This is a genomic window from Bradyrhizobium sp., from assembly GCF_049586575.1.
Taxonomy (GTDB): Bacteria; Pseudomonadota; Alphaproteobacteria; order Rhizobiales; family Xanthobacteraceae; genus Bradyrhizobium.
Genome location: NZ_JBAVCF010000067.1, coordinates 1 through 11,079 on the forward strand (window position 1 = coordinate 1; position 11,079 = coordinate 11,079).

11 protein-coding genes and 1 pseudogene are annotated in these 11,079 nt (G+C 61.5%); 10 read left to right on the forward strand and 2 right to left on the reverse strand.

Annotated elements, in window-relative coordinates; genetic code table 11:
* The coding region (mutS, locus tag WB528_RS02015) for a DNA mismatch repair protein MutS (RefSeq protein ID WP_423886755.1) at positions 1–1,662 on the reverse strand (1,662 nt) is incomplete at its 3' end.
* Between the two features lie 340 nt (positions 1,663–2,002).
* Between mutS and pcaF the strand changes: the two genes are divergently transcribed.
* The 10 genes from pcaF to WB528_RS02065 all read left to right on the forward strand — a co-directional run bounded on the left by pcaF (position 2,003) and on the right by WB528_RS02065 (position 10,772).
* Positions 2,003–3,211, forward strand: a complete 1,209-nt coding sequence (gene pcaF / locus WB528_RS02020) for a 3-oxoadipyl-CoA thiolase (protein ID WP_423886756.1) — start codon at positions 2,003–2,005, stop codon at positions 3,209–3,211.
* Between the two features lie 137 nt (positions 3,212–3,348).
* The gene (locus WB528_RS02025; protein WP_423886757.1) at positions 3,349–4,086 is read left to right on the forward strand and encodes a TetR/AcrR family transcriptional regulator; all 738 of its coding nucleotides are present in this window, start codon (positions 3,349–3,351) and stop codon (positions 4,084–4,086) included.
* Positions 4,087–4,223: 137 nt separating this feature from the next.
* Positions 4,224–5,252 carry an amidohydrolase family protein gene (locus tag WB528_RS02030; protein WP_423886758.1) on the forward strand — a complete coding sequence of 343 codons (1,029 nt, stop codon included), beginning with the start codon at positions 4,224–4,226 and terminating at the stop codon, positions 5,250–5,252.
* A gap of 2 nt (positions 5,253–5,254) precedes the next feature.
* Complete coding sequence (gene ligK, locus WB528_RS02035; RefSeq protein WP_423886759.1) at positions 5,255–5,950, forward strand: 4-carboxy-4-hydroxy-2-oxoadipate aldolase/oxaloacetate decarboxylase; 696 nt, start codon at positions 5,255–5,257, stop codon at positions 5,948–5,950.
* A 33-nt stretch (positions 5,951–5,983) separates the two neighbouring features.
* Positions 5,984–6,685: a substrate-binding domain-containing protein gene (locus tag WB528_RS02040; RefSeq protein ID WP_423886760.1), complete on the forward strand. Its 702-nt coding sequence runs from the start codon at positions 5,984–5,986 to the stop codon at positions 6,683–6,685.
* Positions 6,686–6,717: 32 nt separating this feature from the next.
* Entirely contained in the window at positions 6,718–7,650 is a 933-nt protein-coding gene (locus WB528_RS02045) for an amidohydrolase family protein (protein WP_423886761.1), read from the forward strand.
* Positions 7,651–7,663: 13 nt separating this feature from the next.
* Entirely contained in the window at positions 7,664–8,053 is a 390-nt protein-coding gene (ligA, locus tag WB528_RS02050; protein ID WP_423886762.1) for a protocatechuate 4,5-dioxygenase subunit alpha, read from the forward strand.
* Positions 8,053–8,907, forward strand: a complete 855-nt coding sequence (locus WB528_RS02055; RefSeq protein WP_423886763.1) for a class III extradiol dioxygenase subunit beta — start codon at positions 8,053–8,055, stop codon at positions 8,905–8,907. Before ligA ends, WB528_RS02055 begins: the two co-directional genes overlap by 1 nt.
* A 1-nt stretch (position 8,908) precedes the next feature.
* Positions 8,909–9,862, forward strand: coding sequence for a Gfo/Idh/MocA family oxidoreductase (locus WB528_RS02060; RefSeq protein ID WP_423886764.1), 954 nt, complete (start codon positions 8,909–8,911; stop codon positions 9,860–9,862).
* 244 nt (positions 9,863–10,106) lie between these two features.
* Positions 10,107–10,772: an outer membrane protein gene (locus WB528_RS02065; protein ID WP_423886765.1), complete on the forward strand. Its 666-nt coding sequence runs from the start codon at positions 10,107–10,109 to the stop codon at positions 10,770–10,772.
* Between the two features lie 99 nt (positions 10,773–10,871).
* Here WB528_RS02065 and WB528_RS02070 read toward each other — a convergent pair.
* Positions 10,872–11,079 (reverse strand): annotated as a pseudogene (locus WB528_RS02070) (EmrB/QacA family drug resistance transporter); the annotation flags it as partial.

The following is an 11,079-nucleotide window of genomic DNA, read 5'->3' on the forward strand; positions in this document are numbered from 1 at the left end:
GTCTCCGGCATTGGCGATCTTGGCTTCGATCTCGCCAAGTTCGGCCGTCGTAAAGCGCACCTGCCCCGCCAGCGTCTGCCGGTGAATGAACGTCGCGTTCAGTGGCGGCGCCATCAGTTTGTCGCCATGCTGGGCTGTGACCTCGACGAAATAGCCAAGCACATTGTTGTGGCGGATCTTCAGGCCCTTGACGCCGGCATCATCGGCATAGCGCGCCTGCATGGAAGCGACGACGAGCCGCGAGGCGTCGCGCAGATTTCGTGCTTCATCGAGCGCGGGCTCGTAGCCTTGGCGCACGAAGCCACCGTCACGCTTGAACAACGGCAGTTGTTCGGCCAGTGCGCGCTCGAATTCGGCTGCCAATTCCCGCGACGGACGGCGCAGCGCGGCCATCGCGGATGCGATTTCCTGTGGAGGCTGCTCCATCCGCGCCAGATGCGCCAACGCCTGATCGGCGGCAAGGATCGCATCGCGCAAGCCTGCGAGATCGCGCGGGCCACCGCGTCCGACCGACAGCCGCGCCAGCGCGCGCGACAAATCTGGCGCCGCATGCAAGGTGCCGCGGAGGCCGTCCCGCAGGCCGCTATCCGCCACAAACGCCGCAATGGCGTCGAGCCGCCGCTCAATCGCGGCGCTATCTGTCAGCGGTGCGGCGAGCCGTTGCGCCAGCAACCGTGAGCCAGCGGAAGTGACGGTGCAATCGATCGCATCGAGCAACGAGCCGCGGCGTTCGCCGCCAAGCGTGCGCGTCAATTCGAGATTGGCGCGGGTGGCCGGATCGATCGCCATGGTGGTGCCGACGGCCTCCCGCGACGGCGGCGACAACGGCGGACGCTTGCCGACCTGGGTGCGGTCGATATAGGTGACGGCGGCGGCCGCGGCCGTCGCCTCCAGCCGCGACATCGCCGAGAGACCATCCATGGTCGCGACTGCGAAGTAGTCGCACAGCCGACGCTCGGCCGTGGAACTGTCAAAGACATCGCGCGTCAACGGCGTCACCGCCGGCCATTCGCGCAACGTCGATCCGATATCGGTATCGCTATAGAGCGCGTCCGCGACGATGATCTCGTTGGGATTGATGCGCGACAAAGTCGCGGCGAGTTCGCCCGCCGCACATTCCGTGACGATGAACTCGGATGTCGAAATATCGATCCAGGCAAGCCCGAGGCGATCGGCGCCGGTTGAGCCGCGCAGCCGGGCGATCGCGAGCAGATAATTGTTGGACCTTGCGTCGAGCAGCGTGTCTTCGGTCAGCGTGCCCGGCGTCACCAGCCGCACGACGTCGCGGCGCACCACGCTTTTGTTGCCACGGGCTCGCGCGGCAGCCGGATCTTCCATCTGCTCGCAGACCGCGACCCGATGGCCCTGCGCGATCAGGCGATGCAGGTAGTCGTCGGAACGCTCCACCGGAACGCCGCACATCGGGATGTCGGCGCCCTGATGTTTGCCGCGCTTGGTCAGCATGATGCCGAGCGCGCGGGAGGCGATCTCGGCATCCTCGAAGAACAGCTCGTAGAAATCGCCCATCCGGTAGAACAGCAATAAACCCGGATTTGCCGCCTTGATTTCCAGATATTGTTCCATCATCGGCGTGACGCGCGCCGATGCCTCCGCGGCGGGCGGCGCATCGGCGGATGTAGGAAATGTCGGCTGGATCGTCATCAAGGCGTTTTCGAGTGAAGTGGACACCGGTTAGCGTAGCAATCAAGCTTACGCAGATTGCGTAGACTTATCTGCGGTAGAAAACGCGTCGGAATGAGAAATCCGGAGCCCGGTTCCAATCGGATTAGAACCGGGCTCCGGCGGCGCAACGTACAGAACTTTGACAATCGATCCTACCGCTTTGCCATGGCTATGCGTCTTTTCCACGCCATCTTCAGTCGATCAGCTTGCCTGCCTTGCATGACCGCCCTCGCGCGAAAGCAACGGCGATCAATTGACCTGTTCCATCCCCGCTCCTAATACTCGCCCTCAATAGAGGAAATGGCGCAAGGAGAGACCGATGGGTGAGGTATTTGTATGTGATGCGGTACGGACCCCGATCGGCCGCTTCGGCGGCTCGCTCGCCAAGGTACGCGTCGACGATCTGGCGGCCGCGCCGATCAAGGCCTTGATGGCCAAGCATCCGAACCTCGACTGGTCGCAGGTCGACGAGGTCTATTACGGCTGCGCCAACCAGGCCGGCGAGGACAACCGCAACGTCGCGCGCATGGCGCTGCTGTTGGCGGGCCTGCCGGATTCGGTTCCCGGCCAGACGCTCAATCGCCTGTGCGCCTCGGGACTGGACGCGGTCGGCGCCGGTGCGCGGGCGATCCGGGCCGGCGAGATCGATCTCGCTATCGCCGGCGGCGTGGAATCGATGACGCGGGCGCCGTTCGTGATGGGCAAGGCGGCGGAAGCCTTTTCGCGCTCGGCCGAGATTTTCGATACCACCATCGGCTGGCGCTTCATCAACCCGCTGATGAAGGCGCAATATGGTGTCGATGCGATGCCGGAAACCGGCGAGAACGTCGCCGAGGAATTTCAGGTGTCCCGCGCCGATCAGGACGCGTTCGCTATTCGCTCGCAGCAGCGCGCCGGACAAGCGATCGCGGCTGGCTACTTCGCCGAGGAGATCACGCCTGTTTCCGCTCCGGGCGGCAAGGCCGGTCCGATCACGGTGGACAAGGACGAACATCCGCGGCCCGAAACGACGCTGGAAGGTCTCGCCAAGCTGAAACCGATCGTGCGCAACCCGGGCACAGTGACGGCGGGCAACGCGTCGGGCGTCAATGACGGCGCCGCTGCCATGATCCTGGCATCGGAAGCCGCGGTAAAGAAACACGGTCTGACGCCGCGCGCACGGATTCTCGGCCTTGCGTCGGCCGGCGTGCCGCCGCGCATCATGGGCATCGGGCCGGTGCCGGCAACGCGCAAGCTGATGGAACGGCTGGGACTGAAGATCAGCGATTTCGATCTGATCGAACTCAATGAAGCCTTTGCGAGCCAGGGTATTGCGTGCCTGCGCCAACTCGGCGTCAAGGAAGACGCCGACTTCGTCAATCCGCATGGCGGCGCGATCGCGCTCGGCCATCCGCTCGGCATGAGCGGGGCGCGGTTGGTCGTGACCGCGGTGCACGGGATGGAGAAGCGCGGCGGGAAACGCGCGCTCGCCACCATGTGCGTCGGCGTCGGTCAGGGCGTTGCCATGGCTATCGAGAAATTGAACTGAAATTTCCCTGCCGCCGTTGGCGTCCGCTCCCGGGCGCAGGCGGCGGCGACCTGAAGATACATTCACGGACCGGTGTTCTCGTTGGCCGGCAATCCTCGTTGACTTAACCATATCATTTGTACAAAAGTACAAATGATATGGTCAGAAAATCCGCCGATGGGGAAAGGTCGCGCAAGCCGAACATGCGCGAAGCCATTCTCTTTGCCGCAGAGGAGTTGTTCTCGACGAAAGGGTTCAGCGCCGTGACGGTGCGCGATATCGCGCAGGCCGCCGGCGCAAATCCGGGCAGCGTGACGTATCATTTCAAGACCAAGGACGAGTTGCTTCTGGAAATTTATCGGCGCCACTGCAAGCCGATGAACCTCAGACGCGCCGAACTGCTGGCCGCCGCCAAGCGGGTGCGCGATCTGCAGGACAGGCTGGAGGCGATCGTCCGCGCCTACGTGCTACCGGCATTTTCTTCCGGCAGCGATCTCACTGGCGGAGGGGCGCGTTTCACGCGGCTGCGCGCCATCATGTCGGCGGAGGGAAACGAAGTCACCCGGCGGATCATCGCACAGACTTTCGACGACACCAGTCACGCCTTTATCGATGCGGTGCACGACAGTCTTCCGCATATCCCGCGCGCGGAGATCGTCTGGCGCAGCCATTTCCTTCTCGGGGCACTCTATTATACGCTGGTGACGCCAGAGCGCGTCTCCCGGCTGTCGCGCGGCGATTCCGACGGGGCTGACGCAGGAGATGCGATCGAGCAGCTGGTAAAGGCGACCGTCGCTTCGCTGCAAGCGCCTGCGCTCGATCGGGCGACGCCATCGCAACGGCGATCCACGCCGCCAACCAAATCTCTTGCCGGCAGCGGTCACGCACCAAAGTGATGGGATTTGCAGTCCGCGCTGGGTTCTGACGAGGAAAGATGAAATGAACAGGCGGGGAAGCTTGCAGATGCTCACTTGCCCGAGCGCTTGGGACCAGCAGCGTCGCGTCCCTCCGCAGTAACTGATAGGGAGATCACGTGATCATTGATGTGCACGGCCACTACACCACAGCGCCCAAGGCCCTTGAGGATTGGCGCAACCGACAGATTGCTGGCATCAAGGACCCCGCGGTCAGACCCAAGGCCAGCGAGCTGAAGATCAGCGACGACGAGCTCCGCGAGTCCATTATCAACAACCAGCTCAGGCAAATGAAAGAGCGGGGCAGCGATCTGACCATCTTCAGCCCGCGCGCCAGCTTCATGGCCCATCACATCGGCGACTTCGAGGTATCCTCGACGTGGGCCGCGATCTGCAACGAGTTGTGCTGGCGCGTAAGCAAGCTATTCCCCGACAGTTTCGCCGGTGCGGCGATGTTGCCTCAATCGCCCGGTGTGGATCCAAAGACCTGCGTGCCGGAGCTCGAGAAGTGCGTCAAGGAGTATGGCTTCGTCGGCATCAACCTCAATCCCGACCCCTCCGGTGGACACTGGACCTCGCCACCGCTTTCGGATCGTCATTGGTACCCGATCTACGAGAAGATGGTCGAGCTCGACATCCCGGCGATGATTCATGTCTCCACGAGCTGCAACGCCTGCTTCCATACCACCGGGGCGCACTACCTGAATGCCGACACCACGGCGTTTATGCAGTGTCTGACGTCGGATCTGTTCAAGGATTTTCCGACCTTGCGGTTCCTGATCCCGCATGGTGGCGGCGCCGTACCCTATCACTGGGGCCGCTTCCGCGGCCTGGCGCAGGAGATGAAGAAGCCGCTGCTCAAGGATCATCTTCTGAAGAATATATTTTTCGATACCTGCGTCTATCACCAGCCGGGCATCGACCTGCTCACCAAGGTGATCCCGGTCGATAACGTCCTGTTCGCCAGCGAGATGATCGGCGCCGTTCGTGGCATCGATCCGGAAACCGGATTCCACTACGATGACACCAAGCGCTATATCGAAGCCGCCACCACACTCAGCGCACAGGACCGGTACAAGATCTACGAAGGCAATGCACGGCGCGTATTTCCGCGCCTTGATGCTGCGTTGAAAGCAAAAGGAAACTGATCATGAGCGTTGCGATGAACGATCTCGGAATCGTCAAGCGCAATATCGACCGGGCAAACAAGGCCGCCGTCGAGAAATTGTCGCGCTACGGTGTCGCCACGATCCACGAGGCGATGGGCCGGGTCGGCCTGATGCATCCTTATATGCGTCCGATCTATGCCGGGGCCCATATGTGCGGCACCGCTGTTACCGTGCTGCTGCAGCCGGGCGACAACTGGATGATGCACGTGGCCGCCGAGCAGATACAGCCGGGTGATGTCGTGGTCGCTGCCTGCACCGTCGACAACACCGATGGCTTTTTCGGCGATCTGCTCGCCACCAGCTACCGTGCCCGCGGCGCGAAAGGATTGGTCATCGATGGCGGCGCGCGCGATGTGACGGATCTCACCGAAATGCAATTCCCGGTGTTTTCGCGCGCGATCAGCGCTCGGGGCACGGTCAAGGCGACACTAGGCTCCGTGAACGTCCCGGTAGTCTGCGCCGGCGCAACCGTAAATCCGGGGGACGTGGTGGTTGCAGATATGGACGGAGTGGTGGTCGTGCCCGCCCGGATCGCCCGGCAGGCTGCGGATGCGGCGGAAGCACGTGAAGCCAACGAAGCGGACAAGCGCGAAAAGCTTGCACAAGGCGTTCTAGGGCTCGACATGTACAAGATGCGGGAGCCGCTCGCAAAGGCCGGATTGAGATATATCGATTGACGCACAGCGACGAGGGTTCAAGAGAGTTGGTCAATGGCCGCTGACATCGTTGGCATTTCGTCGATGGCCACCCGTCAGATCCTGGCGGAGCGTTCCAGCGCATACCGGCAAAAGACGCGGCGCTCGGTAGCTATCGAGTCCGTCGGTGGGGTCGATGCTGCGCGTCGCATCCGGGCCGGCGAGAAATTCGATATCGTTGTGCTCGCCGACGACGCCATGAAGAAGCTCGAGGAGAACGGATTTCTGAAACCGGGGAGCCGCGCCGGCTTCGCCGATTCGGCGATTGCTGTGGCTGTACGATCGGGAGCCAGGCGCCCTGATCTCTCGGACGAGGCTGCGACAAAAGCCGCAGTTCTCTCGGCACGATCGATTGGCTACTCCACGGGGCCGAGCGGGACGCATGTGCTCAAGCTGCTGGAAAAATGGGACGCCGATCAATCGAAGTCGGTGCGTATCATTCAGGCTCCTCCAGGTGTTCCGGTGGGCACCCTGGTGGCGCGCGGCGATGCCGAACTCGGCTTTCAGCAGTTGAGCGAGTTTCTGGATGTGCCGGGCATCGATATCATCGGGGCGTTGCCTCAGGAGATTCAATCTTTGACCCGGTTTTCATGCGGGGTGGGCGCACTGGCAACCAACGAAGCCGGGGCGCGCGATTTCATCAGCTATCTGACCTCTGCGGAGGCGGATGCATCCATACGGCGTCACGGCATGGAGCCGACGCACACAAGGTCATGACGCAACGGGCCGAAACATCAAAGGAAGCGTTTATGCCGAAACCTGTTACGGGACCGTTCGAGAAGACCCCGGGTTGGCTTGACTGGTATGCCGGTCCCTCGAAGCCGAGCTTCGCGGTGCCGGCCGGCGCTGTCGATGCGCATTGCCATGTGTTCGGGCCGGGAGCCGAATTCCCTTACGCGCCCGAGCGCAAGTACACGCCTTGCGATGCGTCGAGGCGGCAGCTCTATGCGCTGCGTGACCATCTCGGTTTCGCGCGGAACGTGGTCGTCCAGGCGACCTGTCATGGTAGCGACAACCGCGCAATGATCGACGCACTCGTTCATTCAGGTGGCAGGGCGCGCGGGGTCGCGACTGTGAAGCGCAATGTCAGCGACACCGAACTCAGGACAATGCACGAGGCCGGCGTGCGCGGGGTTCGCTTCAATTTCGTCAAGCGACTGGTCGATTTCACGCCGCGCGACGAACTGAACGAGATCGCCGGGCGGATTGCGAAATTGGGTTGGCACGTGGTGATCTACTTTGAGGCACAAGACCTGCCCGAATTGTGGGATTTTTTCACCACGCTGCCGACCACGGTCGTGGTCGATCATATGGGCAGGCCCGACGTCGCCAAGCCGATCAACGGCCCCGAGTTCGAGCTGTTCGTGAAATTCATGCGCGAGAACCAGAACGTCTGGTCCAAGGTCAGTTGCCCGGAACGATTATCGATTTCGGGACCGCCGGCGTTCAATGGCGAACAGAATGCCTATCGAGACGTTGTGCCGTTCGCAAAGCGAATCGTCGAGACGTTTCCGGATCGCGTGCTCTGGGGCACCGACTGGCCGCATCCCAATCTCAAGGGGCACATGCCCGATGACGGTCTCTTGGTCGATTTCATCCCGCACGTCGCCACCACGCCTGAACTTCAGCACAAGCTCCTGGTCGACAATCCGATGCGACTGTACTGGCCCGAGGAATCATAAGGGAGGCACTCCGATGGCACTTGACAAACCCTACACGGACGTACCCGGCACCACCGTCTTCGACGCCGACATGTCGCGGCAAGGCTATCATCTGAACCAGTTTTGCATGTCGCTCATGAAGGCGGAGAACCGCGCGCGCTTCAAAGCCAACGAGCGGGCCTATCTCGACGAATGGCCGATGACCGAGGATCAGAAACAGGCTGTGCTCGCACGCGACCTCAACCGCTGCATCGAGCTCGGTGGCAACATCTACTTCCTTGCGAAGATCGGCGCGACCGACGGCAAAAGCTTTCAGCAGATGGCCGGCAGCATGACCGGCATGAGCGAGGAGCAATATCGCCAAATGATGGTGAAGGGCGGCCGCTCCATCGAAGGCAATCGTCGCATTGGGGAGAAGAAGTGATGGCCCGTATACCCGCAAGTGTCTACACCTCGCACGTGCCGGCGGTCGGTGCGGCGATCGATCTCGGCAAGACCACCGAGCCCTATTGGCAGCCGGTTTTCGAGGGCTACGATTTCTCCAAGCAGTGGCTGAAGGAGCATAAGCCGGACGTGATCTTTCTGGTCTACAACGATCACGCCAACGCGTTCAGCCTCGACATCATCCCGACCTTCGCGATCGGCACCGCGCCCGAATTCGCGATAGCCGACGAAGGCTGGGGCCCGCGCCCGGTGCCCAAGGTGATCGGGCACCCGAAGCTCGCCTCCCATATCGCGCAGTCGGTGATCCAGGACGACTTCGATCTGACGATCGTCAACAAGATGGATATCGACCACGGTCTTACGGTGCCCCTCAGCCTGATGTGCGGCCAGCCGAAGGCGTGGCCCTGCCCGATAATCCCGTTCGCCGTCAATGTCGTGCAATACCCGCCGCCATCCGGCCGGCGCTGCTTCATGCTCGGCAAGGCGATCCGCAAGGCGATCGAATCCTATGAAGAGCCGCTCAATGTGCAGATCTGGGGTACCGGCGGCATGAGCCACCAGCTCCAGGGGCCGCGCGCCGGGCTGATCAACAAGGAGTGGGATCAGGCCTTCCTCGATCGGCTGATCGCCGACCCCGAGGGACTTTCCAGGATGCCGCACATCGACTACGTCCGCGAAGCCGGCAGCGAGGGCATTGAACTCGTGATGTGGCTGATCGCCCGGGGCGCCATGAGCGACGTCAATGGCGGCAAGCCGCCGACAGTTCGGCATCGCTTCTATCACGTGCCGGCGAGCAACACCGCCGTCGGCCACCTGATCCTGGAGAACAACTGACATGACCAAGGCCATCAAAGTCGCGCTCGCCGGCGCCGGTGCTTTCGGCATCAAGCATCTCGACGGCATCAAGAACATAGATGGCGTCGAGGTGGTGTCGCTGGTCGGCCGCAGGCTGGAGCCGACCAGGGAAGTCGCCGCCAAATACGGCATCACCCATGTCTCGACCGACCTCGCCGACAGCCTCGCGCTGAAGGAAGTTGACGCGGTGATCCTGTGCACGCCTACCCAGATGCATGCGTCGCAATCGATCGCCTGCCTGAAGGCCGGCAAGCACGTACAGGTCGAAATCCCGCTCGCCGATTCCCTGCAGGACGCGCAGGCCGTTGTCGACTTGCAGAAGAAAACCGGACTGATCGCGATGTGCGGCCACACCAGGAGATTCAACCCCAGCCACCAATGGGTGCACAAAAAGATTGTCGCCGGCGAATACAACATCCAGCAGATGGATGTGCAGACGTTCTTCTTTCGTCGGTCGAACATGAATGCACTGGGTCAGCCGCGGAGTTGGACCGACCACCTGTTGTGGCACCACGGGGCGCACACAGTGGATCTGTTCGCCTACCAGAGCCGCTCGCCGATCGTAAAGGCGAACGCGGTCCAGGGGCCCATTCACCCGACGCTGGGGATCGCGATGGATATGTCCATCCAGCTAAAAACCGAAAGCGGCGCGATCTGCACGCTCAGCCTGTCGTTCAACAATGACGGTCCGCTCGGAACCTTCTTCCGCTACATCGGTGACACCGGAACTTACATCGCGCGCTACGACGATCTCTTCAACGGCAAGGAAGAGAAGATCGACGTCTCCAAGGTCGACGTGTCGATGAACGGGATCGAACTGCAGGATCGCGAGTTCTTTGCCGCCATCCGCGAGGGCCGCGAGCCCAATGCGAGCGTCGCCCAGGTGCTCCCGTGCTATCACGTGTTGCACGGGTTGGAGCGACAGCTCGTGTAGGCTCGCCACGCAAGCTAAGGGCGCATCCCGCAGGGCACACATCAAAGGCGGATTTCGCACCTGCCATTCACCGGATTGTTACCAGCCTTTTGATTCGGCATCGCTTTTCGGCCGATCCGGAATCGACAACTGTGGTCCGATGGTCACACTCACCAGGTTTAAACTGACACGTAATGCAACCCGATTGAAACGATCGGAAACATCCGTTAGGTCCTCAGAGGGCTTTGCTAATGCTGAGGGAAAAATGAAAAGACTTGCTTTGGGAATTTTGCTCGCGTCGATATCGGGCGCAGCTTACGCCGCCGACCTGCCTGCACCGAACACGCCTTATACGAAGGCGCCCGCCATGGTCAGCCCCGCGACCAATTGGAGCGGATTCTACATCGGCGCGATGGGCGGCTATGGCAGCGAGAACACCAGTCAAGCGGGCGGTCTCAAGGGCGGCTTCGCCGGCGGCACGGTCGGCTATAACTGGCAATTCAACCAGTTTGTCGCCGGCATCGAAGCCGATGGCGCATGGGCTGACATCAGCAACAGTGTGACTGGTCCAGTACCACCGTTTGGCGCCGTTACTTTGGCTGCCAAGGTCGATGCTTTGGCAACAGTTCGGGGCCGCTTTGGTGTCGCGTTTGATCAAGTGCTACTTTACGGCACTGGCGGCTTGGCTCTCGCCGACAATAAACTCAGCATAACGGCCGTGGGGCAAACACTCGACGACAGCAAGACTCAGGTCGGCTGGACGGCCGGTGCAGGCATCGAGTGGATGTTCCTGCCGCGCTGGTCGCTCAAGGCTGAATATCTCTATCGCAGCTTTAGCAGCACGACCTTCTTCGCTCAGTCCCCGCCGGGCATCCAGACCGGCACGCTGAACATCAACAGCGGTCAGGTTGGCGTCAACTATCACTTCTGATCGCGCAAGCGTCAGTCTCAAAACGAAAGAGCGCTGCATGCAGCGCTCTTTTTGTTTTTGGGGCAGCGTGTTTCTATAGCTGCGAATTTTCGAAAAGCTCTATTCGATCACCGCATGTTCCGGTCCTGTCGCCTGCTTTCGTAGCGCGGCCTTGGTCGAACCGATCATGATGGCGAGCGGGATCGAACACAGGATGAAGATCATCACGAGCTGGTAATCCTGCGAGAACGCGATGATCTGCGCCTGGATCGCCACCATCACATCCGCCATGGCGAGGCCCTTGTCGGTGCCGAGGTTGATCATGCTG

Excerpts from the sequence above, each read along its gene's own strand:
- pcaF (WP_423886756.1), top strand. The coding sequence starts at position 2,003 with ATGGGTGAGGTATTTGTATGTGATGCGGTACGGACCCCGATCGGCCGC.
- WB528_RS02025 (WP_423886757.1), top strand. The coding sequence starts at position 3,349 with ATGGTCAGAAAATCCGCCGATGGGGAAAGGTCGCGCAAGCCGAACATG.
- ligK (WP_423886759.1), top strand. The coding sequence starts at position 5,255 with ATGAGCGTTGCGATGAACGATCTCGGAATCGTCAAGCGCAATATCGAC.
- WB528_RS02040 (WP_423886760.1), top strand. The coding sequence starts at position 5,984 with ATGGCCGCTGACATCGTTGGCATTTCGTCGATGGCCACCCGTCAGATC.
- WB528_RS02045 (WP_423886761.1), top strand. The coding sequence starts at position 6,718 with ATGCCGAAACCTGTTACGGGACCGTTCGAGAAGACCCCGGGTTGGCTT.
- ligA (WP_423886762.1), top strand. The coding sequence starts at position 7,664 with ATGGCACTTGACAAACCCTACACGGACGTACCCGGCACCACCGTCTTC.
- WB528_RS02055 (WP_423886763.1), top strand. The coding sequence starts at position 8,053 with ATGGCCCGTATACCCGCAAGTGTCTACACCTCGCACGTGCCGGCGGTC.
- WB528_RS02060 (WP_423886764.1), top strand. The coding sequence starts at position 8,909 with ATGACCAAGGCCATCAAAGTCGCGCTCGCCGGCGCCGGTGCTTTCGGC.
- WB528_RS02065 (WP_423886765.1), top strand. The coding sequence starts at position 10,107 with ATGAAAAGACTTGCTTTGGGAATTTTGCTCGCGTCGATATCGGGCGCA.